General features: G+C 70.9%; 16 protein-coding genes. 11 read left to right on the top strand and 5 right to left on the bottom strand.

From position 1 onward, the window contains the following. The first annotated feature begins 38 nt into the window (after positions 1-38). The 4 genes from hemG to BLU09_RS01910 all read left to right on the top strand — a co-directional run bounded on the left by hemG (position 39) and on the right by BLU09_RS01910 (position 3555). Positions 39-1448: a protoporphyrinogen oxidase gene (gene hemG, locus BLU09_RS01900; protein ID WP_090484749.1), complete on the top strand. Its 1410-nt coding sequence runs from the start codon at positions 39-41 to the stop codon at positions 1446-1448. A gap of 115 nt (positions 1449-1563) precedes the next feature. Next, positions 1564-1686, top strand: a complete 123-nt coding sequence (locus tag BLU09_RS39770) for a hypothetical protein (protein ID WP_020478232.1) — start codon at positions 1564-1566, stop codon at positions 1684-1686. 31 nt (positions 1687-1717) lie between these two features. After that, positions 1718-2779, top strand: a complete 1062-nt coding sequence (locus tag BLU09_RS01905; protein ID WP_090484751.1) for a sensor histidine kinase — start codon at positions 1718-1720, stop codon at positions 2777-2779. A gap of 20 nt (positions 2780-2799) precedes the next feature. Next, a complete protein-coding gene (locus BLU09_RS01910; protein WP_261770707.1) occupies positions 2800-3555 on the top strand; it encodes a LytR/AlgR family response regulator transcription factor in 756 nt (251 codons plus the stop codon). 58 nt (positions 3556-3613) lie between these two features. Here BLU09_RS01910 and BLU09_RS01915 read toward each other — a convergent pair whose 3' ends face one another. The 3 genes from BLU09_RS01915 to BLU09_RS01925 form a co-directional block, all read right to left on the bottom strand. Then, positions 3614-4375: a hypothetical protein gene (locus tag BLU09_RS01915; RefSeq protein WP_244171354.1), complete on the bottom strand. Its 762-nt coding sequence runs from the start codon at positions 4373-4375 to the stop codon at positions 3614-3616. 203 nt (positions 4376-4578) lie between these two features. Next, a complete protein-coding gene (locus BLU09_RS01920) occupies positions 4579-5997 on the bottom strand; it encodes a hypothetical protein (protein WP_244171355.1) in 1419 nt (472 codons plus the stop codon). Positions 5998-6092: 95 nt separating this feature from the next. Then, entirely contained in the window at positions 6093-7583 is a 1491-nt protein-coding gene (locus BLU09_RS01925; RefSeq protein WP_090484758.1) for a glutamate-cysteine ligase family protein, read from the bottom strand. 141 nt (positions 7584-7724) lie between these two features. Between BLU09_RS01925 and rlmN the strand changes: the two genes are divergently transcribed. Together rlmN and BLU09_RS01935 are read left to right on the top strand one after the other, a co-directional pair. Continuing rightward, complete coding sequence (gene rlmN, locus BLU09_RS01930; RefSeq protein ID WP_011551392.1) at positions 7725-8804, top strand: dual-specificity RNA methyltransferase RlmN; 1080 nt, start codon at positions 7725-7727, stop codon at positions 8802-8804. Positions 8805-9110: 306 nt separating this feature from the next. Then, the gene (locus tag BLU09_RS01935; protein ID WP_020478233.1) at positions 9111-9494 is read left to right on the top strand and encodes a hypothetical protein; all 384 of its coding nucleotides are present in this window, start codon (positions 9111-9113) and stop codon (positions 9492-9494) included. On the opposite strand, the gene BLU09_RS01940 is transcribed toward BLU09_RS01935, so the two are convergent. After that, positions 9484-11079: an adenylate/guanylate cyclase domain-containing protein gene (locus tag BLU09_RS01940; RefSeq protein WP_090484760.1), complete on the bottom strand. Its 1596-nt coding sequence runs from the start codon at positions 11077-11079 to the stop codon at positions 9484-9486. The two genes, BLU09_RS01935 and BLU09_RS01940, sit on opposite strands and share 11 nt — an antisense overlap. A 34-nt stretch (positions 11080-11113) precedes the next feature. Further along, a complete protein-coding gene (locus BLU09_RS01945; protein WP_186817801.1) occupies positions 11114-11968 on the bottom strand; it encodes a metallophosphoesterase family protein in 855 nt (284 codons plus the stop codon). Between the two features lie 169 nt (positions 11969-12137). Between BLU09_RS01945 and gluQRS the strand changes: the two genes are divergently transcribed. The 5 genes from gluQRS (at position 12138) to BLU09_RS01970 (ending at position 17744) form a co-directional block, all read left to right on the top strand. Next, positions 12138-13085, top strand: coding sequence for a tRNA glutamyl-Q(34) synthetase GluQRS (gene gluQRS, locus BLU09_RS01950; RefSeq protein ID WP_090484764.1), 948 nt, complete (start codon positions 12138-12140; stop codon positions 13083-13085). Between the two features lie 141 nt (positions 13086-13226). After that, positions 13227-14183 carry a hypothetical protein gene (locus BLU09_RS01955; RefSeq protein WP_244171356.1) on the top strand — a complete coding sequence of 319 codons (957 nt, stop codon included), beginning with the start codon at positions 13227-13229 and terminating at the stop codon, positions 14181-14183. Between the two features lie 163 nt (positions 14184-14346). Continuing rightward, a complete protein-coding gene (locus tag BLU09_RS01960) occupies positions 14347-16185 on the top strand; it encodes a patatin-like phospholipase family protein (protein WP_090484768.1) in 1839 nt (612 codons plus the stop codon). 28 nt (positions 16186-16213) lie between these two features. Next, on the top strand, positions 16214-16867 hold the full coding sequence (locus BLU09_RS01965) for an AgmX/PglI C-terminal domain-containing protein (protein WP_090484770.1): 654 nt from the start codon (positions 16214-16216) through the stop codon (positions 16865-16867). 40 nt (positions 16868-16907) lie between these two features. After that, positions 16908-17744, top strand: a complete 837-nt coding sequence (locus BLU09_RS01970; RefSeq protein WP_167371010.1) for a GNAT family N-acetyltransferase — start codon at positions 16908-16910, stop codon at positions 17742-17744. Positions 17745-17754 lie beyond the last annotated feature (10 nt).

A 17754-nucleotide genomic window follows, 5' to 3' on the forward strand; every position in this document is an offset into this window, starting at 1 on the left:
CGCGCGTTGACGACCGGGGAGTGCACGCTGGTAATCGCATGCACCACATGCAGAGGACACATCGGATGAATGTCGCCGTCGTGGGAGGTGGGATTTCGGGGTTGGCCATCGCGCACGGTTTGCGGTCGCGCGGTACGGCTGCCGTGCTCCTGGAGACATCCGCACGTCTTGGAGGCGCGGTGGGCACGCATGCGCGGGCTGGCTACCTGGTGGAGCAGGGCCCCAACAGCTTCCTGGACCGCGAGCCCGCGACGCGAGAACTCGCGGCGGCGCTGAACCTGGAAGGTCGAATCCGGGTCGCCGACCCTTCAGCGAAGCGTCGCTATGTCTACACGCGAGGCCGACTTCGGTCGGTGCCGGCTTCGCCGCCGGCGTTTCTGGCTTCGGACATTCTTCCGCTGGGCGCGCGGCTGCGGGTCGCCGGCGAGCTGTTCTCTCGCCGCGCGCCGGAAGGCACGGACGAATCGCTGGCCGCGTTCGGCCGCCGCCACCTGGGCCGCGCGGCGACGCGGGTGCTGCTGGACGCGGTGCAGACGGGCATCTACGCCGGTGACGTGGAGCAGCTCAGCGTCGAGGCCACCTTCCCGATGCTGGTGAAGCTGGAGCGCGAGCACCGCAGCCTCATCCTGGGCGCCATCCGCGCGCAGAAGGCCCAACGCAAGGCGCTGCCCGCGGGGGACGCGCCGAAGCTGTCAGGCGCGCTGAGCACGTTCGACGGCGGCCTCCAGGTGCTCATCGACGCGCTGGCCGCATCGCTGGGTGACACAGCGCACGTGAGCGCGCGGGTGGAAGGCCTGACGCGCGTGGATGGCGGATGGAAGCTCGCCGTCGAGGAACATGGACGCCGCGCGGAGCTGACCGCGAACCACGTGGTGCTGGCGGTTCCCGCGTTTGTCGCCGCGCAGCTGCTGCGCCCCCTGGATGACGCGCTGGCGGAGCAGGTGTCCCGAATCGAGTACGCGCCCATCGCGGTGGTGCACCTGGGCTTCGACGCGGGCGCGCTTCCGGCACCGGACGGCTTCGGCTTCCTGGTGCCCTTCGAGGAGAAGCGGCGGCTCCTGGGCGCCATCCACGCGTCCACCACCTTCCCCTTCCGTGTCGAGGGCGGCCGCGTGCTCTACACCTGCATGGTGGGCGGCGCGCGTCAGCCGGACCTGGTGAAGCGGGACGAAGCAGCGCTCGCGGCGCTGGCGCTCGAGGAGCTGCAGGCCCTGACGGGCGTGACGGCCCGGCCCACCTTCACGGAGGTCTTCCGCTGGCCGCGGGGCATCCCCCAGTACAACGTGGGGCACCTAGCGCGGATGGCGGGCATCGACGCGGCGCTCCAGCGCTGGCCCGGGCTGCACCTGGCGGGCAACGCCTACAAAGGCATTGGCCTCAACGACTGCATCCGTAACGCGGCGCGGCTCGCGACTGCCCTCGCGGACGAGGAAAGCGTTCGGAAATAGCGACTGCGACCGCTCGTTGTCAGGGAGCGACCGCTCGGGCCGGAGGCGTCAGCGTAGACCAGGAAGACGCGTCAGACTGGCAGTGCATGCTTGTCGGAGTCAGGAGCCCCCCGCCATGTTCGCCCTCCCCTCCCCCGTCCTCGTCGTCGCCGCCATCGTCCTCTTCCCCGTCGTCCTCGCCGGCAGCATGTTGCTGGACGCCTTCGAGACGGAGCTGGAGGAGCGCCCGGCGCAGTGACGCGGCCGGCGGTGTAGGCTCCCGCTGGCGCATGCTGGGAACATCGGAAGGCTCCATCGTCCGCGCCACCCTGCGGGCCCTCGTGGAGCCCCGACGGCTGCTGCCCATCCTCGTCGTCTCCGTCGCGCTGATTACCGCGCAGGTGCGCTTCAGCCACGCGCCCCTCTGGGCCGCGTTCGGGCTGGGCCTCCTGATGTGCCTGCTCTTCATCGCGGTGGCGCCTGTCTCCTACCGCGTCCTCTTCCCGGAAGGCCTGGACCTCAGCCATGGCGGCATCCGGCTCCTGCTCTACGCCACCGTGGGCAGCGGCGTGGTGCTCACCTCCGGCTTCGTGCTGCCGAAGCTCCTGGGCATGGGGCCCACCTTCCTCACGCAGCCCACCAACCTCGCGGTGTGCGGCGCGCTCTTCCTCGTGGGGGGCTGGGGCCTGGGCCGTGACATCGGCTTCGAGGAGAGCCTCACCCGCGAGCGCGCCCGCGCCGCCCGCTTCGCGCTGGAGGCCGAGCAGGCCCAGCTCCTCGCGCTGCGCAGCCACCTGGACCCGCACTTCCTCTTCAACACGCTCAACGCCATCGCGGAGTGGTGCCGTGAGGACGGCGCCGTCGCGGAGACCGCCGTGCTGCGGCTGTCCACCATGCTCCGCTCCGTGCTCGCGGGCGTGCGCAGCGCCACCTGGCCCCTGGCCCAGGAGTTGGAGCTCATCCGCACGCTCTTCGACCTGCACCTGCTCCGCGACCCGGACCTCTTCCAGCTCACGCTGAACGTCCCCGCCGGCATGGAGGAGATTCCCGTCCCGCCGCTCGTGCTGCTCCCCCTGGCGGAGAACGCGGTGAAGCATGGCCCTGCCGCCGGCCACCGCGGCCCCCTGTCCCTGGACGTCACCGCGCGGGGACACGAGGTGGAGGTCGCCATCGAGAACCCGGGCCCCTCCCGAGGGCCTCGTGAGGGCAGCGCGGGCCTGCCCACCGTGGAGCGCCGCCTCGCCTTGGCCTACGGCGGCGCCGCGCGCCTCGTGCTCGACGGCGGCGAAGTACGCACCCGCGTCACCGTCACCCTGCCCCGCGCGGGCCCCCAACCTGGAGTCCTCACCTGAGCGCCCCACTTCGCGTCCTCATCGCCGATGACGAACTGCTCGCCCGAAAGCGCCTGACGCGGCTGCTCGCGGCGCTCCCGGACACGGAGGTCTGCGGCGAGGCCTCGGACGCGGATGGCGTCCTGTCCGCCGTGCGCGCGGGCGGCGTGGACGTGGTGCTGCTGGACATCCACATGCCCGGCCTCAGCGGCCTGGATGCCCTGGCCCTGCTGCCGGAAGGCGGCCCGCGCGTCATCCTCTGCACCGCCCACGCCGAGCACGCCGTGCAGGCCTTTGAACATGGCGCGGTGGACTACGTGCTCAAGCCCGTGGAGCCCGCACGCCTCCAGAAGGCCCTGGAGCGGGCACGCGCACGCGGTCCGGCCGCAGCCTCCACGGGCACGGTCAGCACCCCACCGAAGGCACCTGGCACGCCCGTCCGCGGCCTGGGCCGCCTGCCCATTCCCACGCGGCAGGGCATCGTCCTGGTGGATCCAGAAGCCATCTCCCACGCGTCGCTGGAGGACGAGCTGGTCACCGTGTTCACCACGCAGGGAGACTTCCTCACCGACTTCACCCTCAACGAGCTGGTGGAGAAGCTGCCGTCCGAGCACTTCCACCGCGTCCACCGCCGCGCGCTGCTCAACCTCACGCACGTGGCGCGACTGGAGCCGCTGGACACAGGTGGCTACCTGGCGCGCACGCTGCGAGGCCACGCGGTGGAGGTGAGCCGTCAGTCCGCGCGCGAGCTGCGACGCATGTTGGGCCTGCGTCGCGGCGCCGAGGAAGAGGGCTGAAGCAAGACAAAGGCCCGCGCTCCGGTGCATCCGCGCGGGCCCGACTGCGGGTGACGACCTACTTCACGCGCACTTCGACGCTGACGACCTGGCCACCCTCGTTGCGCGAGAAGACGACGGTGCCGCGCTCCGTCCAGACCGGCCCGAAGCCCGTGCCCAGGCTGTAGGCCGTGGCGACGTCGTAGTTCCTGTCGAAGGTGATGACACGCACCTCGCCGTCCTCGCCCGGCCGCAGGCTGGTCGTCGTGTAGACGATGATGCGCCGGTCCGCATCCCACTCCACAGTGCTGCCCAGCGCGGGGTTGGGGATGGAGGCCGAGCTGAGCTGCGAGGTGCCCACGTTCGTCAGCTGCTTCAGGCCCTTGCCGTTCTCCTTCACGAGCCACAGCGAGGGCACGCCCGAGCGCCGCGTGGACTGGAACAGCACGTTGCGCCCATCCGGCGTCCACACGGGCTCGCTGTCATCGAAGCCTTGCGTCACCCGGACCGACTTGCCCGAGTTCGCGTTGAGCACGTACAGCTCCGAGCTCCGCACCACGTCGCCCTCGCGGTATCCATCCGGCAGCTTCGCATACGCCACGCGGCTGCCATCCAGGGACACCTCGGGCGCGCCGGTGCGCTCCGCCACCAGGTGCGAATCGCCCTGGTGGTCCATGCGAATGAGCTGAAGCGAGGTCGTCTGATACACGATGATGCGCCGGTCGGCGGACTCGGCCGACGGCTCCACCAACGACTGGGACGCCACGCCAGGGGACTCGGCGTCCGCGAGCGCCTCCGCCTCCGCCCCACCGCACGCGGCGAGCAGCAGCGAAGAAGCCATCCACATCGCAAGGTTCCTACGGGGACTACGGCAGCGGACGTCAGTCGGATGCATACGGTCCTCTGGGTGGAATCCACCTACCAGCGCGGGGTTGACAGGTTTTACAGTCCGCGCTCACGGGTATTCCAGGTCAGAACACCATAACAACCCGGACCGTCATAAATGCTACCCGCCGACTGGACGCGACACCGCCCCACACCGCGTCACGGTGACGCGAAAAGTGCGGGAACCTGGGTCGCGTCCGCGCCAAGGATGTCTGAGAGGACCCGGGACGCCTGAATGGGGACGGCGATGCCAGCGCGCGCGCACCGCGCGGCTTCGTCCAAGGTGAGCGAAGGCGTGGAACAGTAGGACTCACGCCAGTGCTCGGCGAGCTGCCGGGAGAAGGCCACGCGCAGGGCCTCCACCTTCGCCTCGAGCCAGACCTCTGCCAGGGTGAAGTTCGGCCGCTGGGGCCGCACGTTGCCTTCCGTGAAGGTGACGTCGTGCTCGTGGCCGGACTCGGAGAGCTGGTCCTGTAACGTCACGGTGAAGGGCCCGCGCCGGGCGTCCAACACCACGGACGAAGCCACCGTGACGTGGTGCGCCTGCGACAGTCGCAGCGCGTGGTACTCGAAGGTCCTGGGGACGTCGCGGTACCGCGTGACGGGCACGGAGTAGGTGTGCGTGTGCTTGGTGTACTTCGTCACCTTGCGCGTCTTCGTCTTGCCCTTCGAGTCGGTGTACTCCTCCTCCGCCTCATAGGGCTCCTCGATGGTCTCCGTGCGGTCCTCGTGGTCCGTGTACGGCACGCTCTCCGTCCACGGCGCGGTCAGCTCCACGGGGTGGCTGTCGCGCTGGGTGACGAAGCGTCCCTCCAGGCTGAACACCGGCCGCGCCGAGCCTCCCGGCGCGAACCAGGGCGAGGACTCGAAAGCCTGGGTGAGCCGGGCCTCCAACTGCGCCTGTTGTGCCTCGTCCAGGCCCTCCACGGTGCCCGTCCAGGAAGGCGGGCCGAACAGCTCGGGCGCCGTCGCGGGGCGCGGCGCGTACTCCCGCCAGTGGCCGCAATAGCGGAACACCAGCTCGCGCCAGTGCGGGCTGTCATCCGTGCTGGTGTCCCGCAGCCGCTGGCAGGACGTCTTGCCACTCTGGAGCACCAGCCACTCCATGTCGCGAGAGATGAGGGCCAGCTCGCGGTGCGCCAGCAGCGGCTGCTTGCGCCGCAATGTCTGCTCCGCCGTGAGCGCGTGTCCCTGGCGCGCGGGGTTGCCGACGAGCCGCTGGAGATGACGGCGTGTGCCATCCACCTCCTCGCGCAGGGAGCTCTCCAAGCCGCCATTCAGCTTCGAGTTCCATGCCGTCCGGTGGTTCAGGAAGCGCAGGAGCCACGCCTCCGCTTCTTCGTCATCCCCTTCCAGGCGCGCCTCCCGCGCGTTGCTCAGCAACTGCGCCAGCGCGCGCGCGCGCAGGCCCTCGCGCGCCAGGAGGAGCTCCTGGTCATAGGGGCTCTGCCGGATGAGGTCGTCGTAGATGGCCGCGGCCTCCACGAACATGCCCTTTTGGGCCAAGGAGTCCGCGCGGCCGCGCAGGGTGGTACAGGCACACAGGACCAACAAGGAGACGAGGAGGAGCCGGGCCATGGTCACGAAAGCGCGAGTCGCGTGCGTCCGGTGACGGACGAGGCGGCGGGATATTCACGGCGCGCAGCGCTTTACCGCACACCCCGGGCGACAGGCTACTCGACCGGCCATGTATGGACAGGCGCTCCGGATTCGGAGCGCTGGAGGTAGCGCTCCAGCATCGCCGCCAGGGCGTCCTGCCGGGGCATTTGCGACTCCAGCCGCGCCAGCATCTGCCGCTGCCATCCCGCGCCCGTCCGCCGCAGCGCGACGCGCTGTTCGAGGATGCCCAGCAGCGTGTCCGCCTCCTCCACGTCCACGCCCGCGCGAACCAGGCCCTCCCGGGCTTCGGGGAGCAGCCGCTTCACCAATTCCGTCGCCGCCATCGGCTGCGGACTGGGCGCCGTGGAGGAGGGCCACAGCAGCTCCGCGTCCAGGCCCTGCCGCGCGGCGCGGATGAAGTTGCCGTACGCGTGGACGAAGGGCAGCGCGGGCAGCAGCGCATCCACGCGCTCGGCCAGCGCCAGCGTGAGGCCCAGCAGGAAGGCGCCGTTGGCCATCATGTCCACCACCGTGGGCCCGGCGGGCAGGGCGCGGAACTCGATGCGCAGGTGGCCTCCGTCCTTCGGGTCGTAGATGGCGCGGTTCCAGCTCCACACCGTGCTCTGGTGCAGGCGCAGCTCCTCCAGGCCCGGCACCTCGCCCGCCGCCACGCGCTCGCGGAGGGGCTCGTCGCCCGACACCGGCAACAGCGGTGGATGCAGCGCCACCGCTTCGGCGAACAACTCGTAGGCGCCCTCGCGCACCCAGCCATGGCCGAACGACACGCGCGCGTGGGGCTGAAAGCCGCCTTCTCCGGGCTCGCCCCGGTCGTCCACCGCTTGCCGGAACAGGGCCACGCGCGTCTCGTCCCACAGCTTCCGTCCCAGGAAGAGCGGCGAGTTGCCCGCCGCCGCCAGCACCGGCGCCGTGGCGAGCTGCGCCGCGTTGTACATGCGCGCGAAGTCGCCCGGCGCCACGCGCAGGTGGTACTGGAGCGACGTGTTCGCGCCCTCCAGCGTCACGTCCTTCCAGGTGAGCGACAGCGCCTCCTCCTCCCCCCGAATCGACACATGGAACGGCGCGGACCGGCGATGACGGATGGCGGTGGACATGGCGCGATAGCGCGGCTCGCTCGTGAGCGCGCCACTCCCCAGATCCGCCTCGCGCAAGGTGGGGAGGATGCCGATGACGGCCACGCGCGCGCCCAGCGTGGACGCGGCCCGGCGCACCGCGGCCACCGCGCTCTCCACTTCCTGGCGCAGCGCACGAAAGGGCCTGCCGGCCAGCAGGCACGGACGCAGGTTCACCTCCAGGTTGAAGGCATCCAGCTCCAGCGTCACGCGGGGGTCTTCCGCGCGCGCCAGCACCGCTCGGTTCACCGGCAGTGGGAAGCCCAGGCGATCCACGAGGTACAGCTCCAGCTCCGCGCCCACGGTCGGCGCGCCCACGCCGAACCCCGGACGCGCCAGGAGTGCCCGCAGCGCCTCCAGGCTCTCCGCCAGCCGCCGGGAGAAACGCTCGTGGTCCTCCGGACGGAATTCCTCCTGATGGATGGCCATCCCCATGAAGGCTCAAGGTAGGCATGGCCGCCTGCCCGGCCACCCGGCACCTGCCAGGCCGCCCCGCAGGGCAGGGTCAATGTCCACGAATGGCAACGGGCACGGGTAGGTACGCCCGCGCCCGGTGTGTTATCTCGGGGCCTGGTCATGCCGTCCGACACGTCCGCCAACCTGTACGATTTGACGCGGCCCGCGCTGGGAGCGCTGCTCTCCGGTTGGGGCTTCGGCCCCTACCACCGCGACCAGCTCTGGACCGCGCTGTACCGCCGGCACGCGACCACTTTCGACGAACTGGACGGCCTCAAGCCGGAGCTGCTGCGCATGCTGCGCGAGCACACGCGCCTGGGCCAGCTGGCCACCCACCACGAGTCCTTCAGCAGCGACGGCTTCACGCACAAGCTGCTGCTGCGCCTGGACGACGGGCAGACCATTGAAACCGTGCTGATGCGGTTCAAGGGCCGCGCCACGGTGTGCATCAGCACGCAGGCCGGCTGCGCCATGGGTTGCGTCTTCTGCGCCACCGGGCAGATGGGGCTCTCACGCCACCTGACGCCCGGCGAAATCGTGGGGCAGATACTCCACGTCAACCGCATCCTGCGCGCCTCCGGTGAGACGCTGCGCAACGTCGTCCTCATGGGCATGGGCGAGCCGCTCCACAACTACGAGCACACGATGTCCGCGGTGGACGTGCTGGTGGATGCGCTGGGGCTCGCCATGGGCCCACGCTTCATCACGCTCAGCACGGTGGGCGTCGTGCCCGGCATCCGGCGGCTCGCGGATGAAGAGCGCCCCATCCACCTGGCCGTCAGCCTCCATGGCGCCACCGACGCTGAACGCGCGGCGCTGGTCCCCGCTGGACGCCGCTGGCCCCTCGACGAGCTGATGGACGCGTGCCGCTACTACAGCGAGAAGCGCAAGCGCCGCATCTTCTTCGAGTGGACGCTCATCTCCGGCCGCAACGACACCGCCGAGCACGCGCACACGCTGGGTCAGCTCCTGCGCGGCATGGACGCGCACGTCAACGTCATCCCCCTCAATCCCACGGTGGGTTACGACGGCGGCCCCAGCCGTCCGGAGTCCGTGCGCGCCTTCCAGGACGTGCTCGCCACCTATGACGTGCCCAGCACGGTGCGTCAGCGCCGGGGCATCGACATCGACGCGGGCTGTGGCCAGCTCAAGGCCACCGTGGAACGACGTTCACGCCGTTCACTTCCCACCAGCGCCTGACGCATTCCTGAAGGCCCCAAGCCTGCTGTCCGCCCAGGCCCCGGGTACGAGCGCACTGTCTCGAACGTCGAAGCGCCCGAGCGCCGCGCGAGGAGAGCTCACGCTCGCATGCCCGCCACACTGCGGGCCCTTCGCGCGAAGCGCACGCGCCATGACGCGAAGACCCATCCGTCAGGGTCCTGAGTTACACCCCGAGCGGTGCGCCGTGTCGGTGGCGGACGCCCATGTCGATTGCGGGTGGTGCCCCTTGCACGAGACACGGCCATGGGCACATTCTTTCCATCGGCTTCCCCGGGGAGGTGGGCGATGCTTTCCATCCAGGAGCACGCAACGGTGGATGAGGCGAGCAGTGAGCTGCTCGACTTCGTTCTCGAGCCGTACAACTGGCTGTCACTGCCACGAACAGGCATGGACCCGGCAGCATGGCCCGGGCAGAACACGCTCTATCAGCGCCGCGTGGGGTCGCTGCGCATCTGCGCGTCCGTGGACGTGGCGGCCACGCTGGACGTTTTCCTGCACATCGCCTTCCGTGCACCGGGCCTCACGCCAGTGAAGGCGGCGGACCATCTGGAGAGCTTCCTCAAGCAGCGGCTGCCACTGACGCCCAACTCCGAATGGCAGGTGGAGGTGGACGAGCGCCGGTGGATTCACTTCTCGCGGCGCTACGCGGGCCCTCACCTCAAGGCGTGAGCGGCTCCAGCCGGTAGTGGCGCAGCGGCTGCGCCACGTTCTTCACGGGCGTCTCCGTCAGGGGCCCGAAGCGCAGGCCCTGGAAGAAGGGCTCATCCGAGCCCACCAGCGCGTCATGCACGCGGTCCATCACCAGCGTCTCCCGGAAACCCGCCAGTGACTGGAGGCGGGCCGCCTGGTTCATGCCGCTGGAGAAGGCCGTGTACTGACGGTTGGGTCCGAAGAGGCCGCAGTTGGCGTGCGCCAGGTTGACGCCCACCGCCACCCCCAGGCCCGGCAGCTTCACGCGCTCACACAGCGCCGCCACGTCCTCGTGCGCGCCCAGCGACGCGGTGAAGGCCTGGATGTCACACGCGGCCCGCACCGCCGCCTGCGCGCGCTCGCGTGGCGTGCTCTTGAAGAAGGGCGGCCCGAAGAGGCCGATGACACAGTCACCGACCATCTTGTCGAACACGCCGCCGTGCTCCCAGATGCAGCCCACGGCGCGCTGGCTCCACTCGTCCACGAAGCGGCCGATGTTGCGCGGGCTGTCGAAGCCCTGCTCGCAGATGCGGGTGAAGCCGTTGATGTCCGCGAAGAGGATGCCCACCTCCTGGTCCTGCGCTCGCAGGTACTGGGCGTAGGCAGGGTCGTGCAACAACGCGTCGATGATGGCGTTGGGGAAGAACTGCGACAGGTGGATGCGCTCGCGGTTGTAGTCCTGGAGCCGCTGACTCAGCGTGGACGCCAGCACCCGGATGAGGTCCATGGCGTAGGCGGAGAAGCCGCTGTCGTTCCACACGACAATCTTCCCCAGCGGGCCCTGCGCGGCGGCGCCGGAGATGAGCACGGCCTCGGTGGTGCGGCCGGAGAAGAGCCGCCGCAGCGTGGCCGCCTCGCTCAGGAGCAGCCGGGGGCCGTGCTGGCGGATGGCCGCCTCCAACCCCGCATGGGGCTGCTCGCCGCTTTCGAACTCCAAGTGCCCGTTGCGATAGGTGCGGTAGTGCAGCACGTGCGGCTGCACCGCGTCCCGGTACAGCAGCAGGAAGCCTGGCAGGCGCACGCGCTGCGCCAGCGTCAACACGGTCAGGTCCATGCCCGCTTCGAAGACGGGGTTGGCCAGATGGCTGTTGCACTGGAGGATGAGCTGGTGCTTCTCCGACGCGGTGTGCACCAGGCACAACACCGTGTCGAGCTGCTCCGCCACGGTGTCCAGCACGCGCAGCAGGCGCGCGGAGGAGTCCGGCGCGGTGGCGTCGTCCGCGAAGAGCAGGCCGAACACGCCCACGCGCGTTCCCGCCACGTCCAGGGGCTGGCTGACCAGGGTGTCCACCCCCAACCGGCGCACGCCCACGGCACCTTCCAACAGCGCGCCGGGGTGACGGTCGCTCCAGTCCCCCGCGTTCCACGTCTGCTCCACCAGCTCCTCGTCGCGCGTGGTGATGGCCACGGCCTTGGCGCCGGTGAGCGAGAGCACCAACGGGAAGCAGCGCTTGAAGGTCTGCGTCAGCGTCTCACGCCCGCGCAGGCTCTCCTCCAAGGCGTCATCCACCGCGCGCTGGAGGGTGCGCAGCGCCTTGTACTCCTCCAGGGTGATGTCGGTCATCGGCTGCCCTTCTATCGCCGCCCGGGCGGTGCTGTCACAGGGCGGGCATCTGTTGCTGGCCGCCGGACACCTGTCCGTCCGCCACGTCGATGAGCCAGTACCCCTCGTGTCCGGATTCGGTGGAGGAGCCCGCGCCAAAGACATGGGGCCGGTCGGCGGTGGCGGGATGGTGGTAGCGCCGGTGGATGTGGCCGTGCAGCACCGCGTAGCGCGGGCCCGGCAGCAGCTTCAGCAAGGCGTCCGCGTCCCGGAGGCCATGGTGCCAGCGGTCCGGTCGCCCATGGGGATTGAGCGGCGCGTGGTGCACCACCACCAGGATGGCGCGACCCTCCAACCGGGCGTCCTTCAGCAGCGCGGCCAGGCCTCCGAGCTGGGCCTCGCCGATGACGCCGTAGGACAGGCCCGGCGTGCGCGGCACACGGGCGGACAGCAGTCCCACCACCGCGGCCTCGGTGCCCAGCAGCCGGACGAAGGGAAAGGCGCCCTCACGGCGGTACTCCGGCAGGTCGCTCTCCAGCAGGTGGCCGAAGTACTTCGCGAAGCGCCCGGTGCGGTGGCTCCCGGGCGTGAAGACGTCGTGATTGCCGGGGATGACGGTGCAGCGGCGGGGGTCCTCCGCCAGCGCGCCCAGGGACTGACGGGCGCCGCTGAACTCAGCGTCCAGCGCGTACGCCGTCAGGTCGCCGGAGAGGATGAAGTGGTCCACCTGCGCGGCCTGCGCGTCCCGGGCAATGGCGGCCAGCGCCTGGGGCGCGCGCGCGTACCGCCGGGCGCGGCCTCCCACGGTGAGCTCCGCCAGGGCCACCCAACGTCGCCAGCCCAACCGGTGCAGCGGAAGCGCGAAGTAGTCCTCGGTGATGTGGACGTCGGAGCAGTGGGCGATGCGCATCGAGGGGTTTTCCGCCAATCACGGCGAACGTAGCACCCACCCCCGGGGGCGTCGACGAAGCAGGCCACGGGCACTGCGGCGGGCCCCCGCGTCGGTTATGGTCCCCCGCGACGATGATTCGCTCCGCGTGCCCGCACGCCCTCCTGCCCCACGGACCTCGGGGGCGCCCATGAGCCAGGTCCGAGGACGCTTCGCCCCCAGCCCCACCGGGCGCATGCACCTGGGAAACATCCGCAGCGCGCTGCTCGGCTGGCTCCAGGCGAGGGCGGCCCACGGCCGCTTCCTGCTGCGCATCGAGGACCTGGACCGCGCGCGCTGCAAGCCGCAGTACGTCGACGACCTGCTGCGCGACATGGAATGGCTGGGGCTGGACTGGGACGAGCAGCCCGTCTTCCAGAGCCAGCGGGACGGCCTCTACCGCGACGCCCAGGCCCGGTTGGAACAAGCAGGGCGCGTGTATCCCTGCTTCTGCACACGCGCGGAGATTGCACGGGCCGCCAGCGCGCCTCACGGACTCTCCGACGAAGGCCCCCGCTACCCGGGCACCTGTGCGCACCTCAGCCGCGAACAGATTTCCGAGCGCGCCCGCACGCGCGCGCCCGCGTACCGCTTCCGCGCGAGCCCCGGCGAGGTCCGCTTCGTGGACGGCTTGCAGGGTCCGTACTCGCAAGACGTGGACGCGGTGGTGGGCGACTTCGTCGTGCGGCGCAACGACGGCGTGGCCAGCTACCAGCTCGCGGTGGTGGTGGACGACGCGGCCACGGACATCACCCACGTGCTGCGCGGGGACGACCTGCTCTCCTCCACGCCCCGGCAGCTCCAGCTCTACACGTCGCTGGACTTGCGCGCGCCCGAGTTCCTCCACGTCCCGCTGGTGCTGGGCGAAGACGGCAAGCGCCTCGCCAAGCGCGAGGGTGCCTTCGCGCTCGCGGAGCTGCGTGAGCGTGGCGTGGCGCCCGAGCGGGTGCTGGGCCTGCTCGCCTCATGGAGCGGATGGGGAGACGGCGGCCCCCTGACGCTCGCCGAGCTGGTGCACGGCTTCCGTGCCGAAAGACTGCCGCGCGCGCCCGTCGTCGCGGGCGAGGCCGCGCTCCGGGAAGCACTCGGCCTGGGGTGAGCCCGGGCTCCGCCCTCCTCCACGGCGAGCCATCCGGGCGCGGCGGAATCGTGCCTCCGCTGCCCCATGGCCATGTTTGCCGTGAACACGAGCGCCTTCTTTCCGCTCGAGGCGCTCCCAGGCATCAGGAGGGGCAGCACCATGGCAGCCATCGTCGAGAACCAAGCGCCCGGCGTCATCCCCGCCGTGGCGGGCAACCCCTACAAGCTGAGCTGGGGCGCCATCTTCGGAGGCGCCTTCGTCGCCCTGGCCCTGTGGCTTCTGCTGAACTCGCTCGGACTGGCGCTCGGGCTGTCGGCGGTAGACCCCAACAACCCGGGCAGCGTCCGGGCCGCGAGCATCGGCACCGGCATCTGGAGCGCCATCACGCCGCTCATCGCCCTCTTCTGCGGCGGCTTCGTCGCCGCGCGCTCCGCGGGGCGGCTGGACAAGGGCGGCGGTGCGCTGCACGGCGCGGTGATGTGGGGCCTGACGACGCTGGTGGGCACCGCCTTGCTGGGCATGCTGCTGTCGTCCGTCGTCGGCACCGCGCTGCGCGCGGGCGGCGCGGTGATGGGGGCCACCGGCTCGGCGGTGGCGGGCGCGGCCTCGGGAGGTGGACAGGCCGCGCAGGCCTTCGGGTTGGATGCCAATGACGCGCTGGGGCCCATCAACCGGCGCCTCCAGGCGGAGGGCAAGCCGGCCATCACCGCCAACCAACTCCAGGCCGCCACGTCTGAAGTCCTCAGCACCGCCCTGCGCACCGGCAACCTCGACCAGGAGGTGCTCGTCACGTCCATCGCGGACAACACGCGCCTGTCGCGCCAGGACGCGCAGGAGATCGCCGGCCGGGTGAGCGACCAGTTCACCGTGTTCCGGGGCAAGGTCGGCCAGGTGGGTGAGCAGGTCCAGCAGGGCGCGCTGCAAGCGGCGGAGCCCACCAGCCGCGTCTTCTGGGGCATCTTCGCGTCACTGCTGCTGGGCCTCATCTCCGCGATGCTCGGCGCCACCGTGGGCGTGAGCCGCCGCCAGCGCATCGCCGCTGAAGGCGCCGTCATCACCACGCCGCCCACCCGCCCCACGGAGCCCCCCCTGCCCCGCCGCGAGGTGTATCCGTAGGGGAAGGCTGGCGCGGCCGTGAGCGCCGTCCCCGAGGGCTCACGGCCGTCGCCTTCCACACACTCCGCGCCACGCCCGCACGCGCGCATGCGCTAACATCCTCCCCGACGCGGCGGCGGGCCCAGGCACGCGGCGGCGTCGCGCGCCTTTCGGGGGGACGCCCATGAACCGGAGCACCACGTACCTGCTGTGCCTCACCGCGCTGGCCACCGTCTCCAGCGGCTGCTTCCTGCGCACAGGCTACATCCTCGACGCGCTGAACACCCCCGGGGACCCGCAGGCCGCGCCGCTGCCCGTGCCCATCCAGGAGCGCGCGGCGCGCCTCACGCGCACGCACCTGATGGACGCCTACGCCGACCCCGTCGAAGCCGCGCGCTGGATGTCCGCCATGGGCAACGCGCCCCAGCCCATCCTCGAGCAACTGGACTGCCTGAAGCAGAGCGCGGGCGGCAGCAACAGCGCGTGCTACGAGCGCTTCCTCGAGACAGTCATGGAGACGCCGCAGTGGGACCTGCCGGCGCTGCCCACCACGGTGGACCCCGCCGCGCCCTCACCGCGCGAAGTGGACGCCGCGCGCTTCCTGGCCAACACGCTGGGCATCGCCGCGTCGCTGGTGGCCCTGCGTGATGCCCAGGGGGACCGCGTGCCCATCCAGGTGCTCACCCGCGGCATCCGCGAAGGCGCCGAATCCGCCGCGCAGTACGTCAGCGTCCGCAAGTGGAACCGCACGCTGGGACGCCCATCCAACGCCGTTGTCCTGAGCGGCGGCGGCGCGAATGGCGCGTTCAGCGCGGGGGCCATCTGGCGGCTGCTCGGCGTGCTGGAGCAGTGCCGCGGCAAGCCCGCGCCGGAGGGTTGTGGAGACGCGCGCATCGACCTGGCGGCGGGCAGCAGCACCGGCGCGCTCATCAGCACGCTGGTGGACCTGTTCCACACGCCGGGCCACGAAGAGGCCGCGCGCCAGCTGCTCGTCAGCAACTACACCTGCTCGGTGGAGTCGGACCTGTACTGCGTCAACAACACCTGGATTTGGAAGATTGCCTCCGACCTGCGCGGACTGGTCCAGTTCGACGGCATCTACGGCAAGCTGCGCGCGGCGGTGGTCCCCGAGCAGCTCACCAACGGCACGGAGCTGGTGGCCGTCTCCGTGGACTTCGACACCGGTGACGTCTTCGGCATCAGCGACCAGGACCCGGCGAACCTCGACCCGAACGCCACCGAACAGCAGCGCGTGGAGGGCATCATCAACGGCGTCGTCGCCTCCATCGTGGAGCCCGTGCTCGCGGACCCGGTGCCGTGGCTGCCGTCACACACCGGGAGGATGAAGGGCTCCTTCTTCGACGGCGGCGTGCGCTCCGGCCTGCCGCTGCTCCAAGCCGTTCAGCGCGGCGCCGAGCGCGTGCTGGTCATCTCCACCGGCGGCGTGGAGCCGTCACCGGAGAACCCGCCGGACAACGCCGTCAGCGTGCTGATGCGCACCATCGACCTGTTCGTCGCCCAGCCGCGCGTGGGTGAGGTGCAGCAGGGGGAGATGGCCGCCGTGGGCCGGCGCTTCGCGGAGCACAACGTCTGCGTGGAGCGCCTGGCGAACGTGGCCGACGCCGCCAGCGTCAGCGCCTTCTGCCGCCGCACGGGCCCCGGCTTCGTCCCGCGCGAACCCGGAGCCCTCAAGGCGGCCACCAGCATGTGGCTGGGCTCCGCCCGCTTCGACCAGGTGGCCTCCAGCTGGCGTTCGTCGTGGATGTTCCGTCCGGACTCGCAGCTCCAGACGGCCAGCGGCTACGGCTTCTCGCCGGAGGTCATGCGGCCGCTGTTCAAGGAAGGCGTGAAGCACTTCCAGCAGCGTTGCCATGAAGTGCTGCGCCTCTTCGAGATTCAGGGCACGCTGGCCGCCTCGGAGTGCGACAAGCCGGTGGACGACGCGGTGGCGGAAGCCGAGGCGCGGTTCGCTCCACTGGCCCAGTGCACGAAGGGCAAGCCCGAGCAGCGCTCGTGCAAGTGAGCCCTGGAGGCATATCCTCCTGGCGTCCATGTCCGACCGGTCGTCCCTCATCCGTTGGCTCGTCATTCCCGGTGTGAGCCTGGGCGTGCTCATCCTGAGCGCCGCCCTCTCCTACTGGCTGACGCGCCCCATCCACGACGCGCCGCTGCCCGTCGGACCGCCCCCCGCCGACGAGCTGCCCGCCCCGCAGCCGTCCGGCACACGCATCGCCCCCACCCCCGGCCTGTCACCGCCCAGCGTCACACCTCCACCGGTGCAGCCTCCGCCCGGCTTCCCGTCCTCGCGGACCGACGTGCCCGCGCCACCCGCGGCCTCGGGGGACCCACGGCGCGTGGTGGAGGTGGAGCCGGTGGTCGAATCCACCACCGGCCGCATCCACGCCGACGACATCCGCGCCGCCATCCAGGCGGTGACTCCGCTCGTGCAGCAATGTTTCGAGGACGCGGCACAACGCAACCGGGGTCCGCAGACAGTGAAGCTGCGCTTCACCGTGGAGGCGGGCAACGAGGGCGGGGTGATGAGCGCGGGCGAGCTGGTGTCCAGCACCATCCCCGACCCCTTCGTGCAGGCGTGCGCGCTGGACTCGCTGCTGGACGTCCGCTTCCCGGCGCCCTTTGGCGGAGGCAAGGCGACGGTCGTCTACCCCTTCGAGTTCCGTGTCCCTGGGGAGACTGGCCGGTAGGGCCCGGTTTTGCGTAAGGTGCCGGAGCCCCCGACCCTTCATGCCCGTTACCGTCGAACAGCTTGGTCCCCATGACGCGGAAGCCCTTCGGGGGCTTTTGTCGAAGGACCCGGTCCACAACCTCTACCTGCTGGGGTTGCTGGAGGAGTTCGGGATCGCCCCCCGTGGCAGGGTGCCCTTCGCCTTCTACGGTCGCTTCGACAGCCAGGTCCTCACCGCCGCCGTGTTCGTGGGCGGCGACGGCGGGCTGGTGGTGCCCAGCGCGAGCGATGCGGGCGCCACCAGCGTCATCGCGGACGCGCTGTCCTCGCGCCTGACGCTGCGCTCCACCGTGGGCGACAAGTCGTCGGTGGACGCGCTGCTGCGCAGCCTGGCCCCAGGCAAGCCACGCCTGTCGCGCACGCAGCGGCTGTTCAGCGTGTCGGCGGATGACCTGGGCCCCTTCACCAACCCGCTCTTGCGGCTGGCGAAGGAAGAGGACCTGCCCCGGCTGCTGCCGCTGGCCCAGGGCTACGTGCGCGAGGTGCACGAGCGAGACCCGTTGGCCGAGGACCCGCGAGGCTACGAGGCCCGCGTCATCCAGCGCGTGCGCCAGCGCCGCACCTACGTGTTGGAGGAGAATGGCGCGCTGGTGTTCAAGGTGGATATCGGCAGCCGCTCCCAGTACGGCGCGGAGCTGGAGGGCCTCTACACGCTGCCCGTCGAGCGCAAGAAGGGTCACGCCCTGCTGTGCCTGGGCCAGATTTCCCGCCACCTGCTGTCCTCGCTGCCGCGGCTGACCCTGCGCATCGACGAACGGGACGAGAGCACCGCCCGCATCGCCCGCAAGGTCGGCTACCTGGCCGGCCGGACGTGGCGGCTCGTCCTGGTGGAGTAGCCGCCGGCCG

The sequence above is a fragment of the Myxococcus virescens genome (assembly GCF_900101905.1).
GTDB lineage: Bacteria > Myxococcota > Myxococcia > Myxococcales > Myxococcaceae > Myxococcus > Myxococcus virescens.

Excerpts from the sequence above, each read along its gene's own strand:
- hemG (WP_090484749.1), top strand. The coding sequence starts at position 39 with ATGCACCACATGCAGAGGACACATCGGATGAATGTCGCCGTCGTGGGA.
- BLU09_RS39770 (WP_020478232.1), top strand. The coding sequence starts at position 1,564 with ATGTTCGCCCTCCCCTCCCCCGTCCTCGTCGTCGCCGCCATCGTCCTC.
- BLU09_RS01905 (WP_090484751.1), top strand. The coding sequence starts at position 1,718 with ATGCTGGGAACATCGGAAGGCTCCATCGTCCGCGCCACCCTGCGGGCC.
- BLU09_RS01915 (WP_244171354.1), bottom strand. The coding sequence starts at position 4,375 with ATGGCTTCTTCGCTGCTGCTCGCCGCGTGCGGTGGGGCGGAGGCGGAG.
- BLU09_RS01920 (WP_244171355.1), bottom strand. The coding sequence starts at position 5,997 with ATGGCCCGGCTCCTCCTCGTCTCCTTGTTGGTCCTGTGTGCCTGTACC.
- BLU09_RS01925 (WP_090484758.1), bottom strand. The coding sequence starts at position 7,583 with ATGGGGATGGCCATCCATCAGGAGGAATTCCGTCCGGAGGACCACGAG.
- rlmN (WP_011551392.1), top strand. The coding sequence starts at position 7,725 with ATGCCGTCCGACACGTCCGCCAACCTGTACGATTTGACGCGGCCCGCG.
- BLU09_RS01935 (WP_020478233.1), top strand. The coding sequence starts at position 9,111 with ATGCTTTCCATCCAGGAGCACGCAACGGTGGATGAGGCGAGCAGTGAG.
- BLU09_RS01940 (WP_090484760.1), bottom strand. The coding sequence starts at position 11,079 with ATGACCGACATCACCCTGGAGGAGTACAAGGCGCTGCGCACCCTCCAG.
- BLU09_RS01945 (WP_186817801.1), bottom strand. The coding sequence starts at position 11,968 with ATGCGCATCGCCCACTGCTCCGACGTCCACATCACCGAGGACTACTTC.
- gluQRS (WP_090484764.1), top strand. The coding sequence starts at position 12,138 with ATGAGCCAGGTCCGAGGACGCTTCGCCCCCAGCCCCACCGGGCGCATG.
- BLU09_RS01955 (WP_244171356.1), top strand. The coding sequence starts at position 13,227 with ATGGCAGCCATCGTCGAGAACCAAGCGCCCGGCGTCATCCCCGCCGTG.
- BLU09_RS01960 (WP_090484768.1), top strand. The coding sequence starts at position 14,347 with ATGAACCGGAGCACCACGTACCTGCTGTGCCTCACCGCGCTGGCCACC.
- BLU09_RS01965 (WP_090484770.1), top strand. The coding sequence starts at position 16,214 with ATGTCCGACCGGTCGTCCCTCATCCGTTGGCTCGTCATTCCCGGTGTG.
- BLU09_RS01970 (WP_167371010.1), top strand. The coding sequence starts at position 16,908 with ATGCCCGTTACCGTCGAACAGCTTGGTCCCCATGACGCGGAAGCCCTT.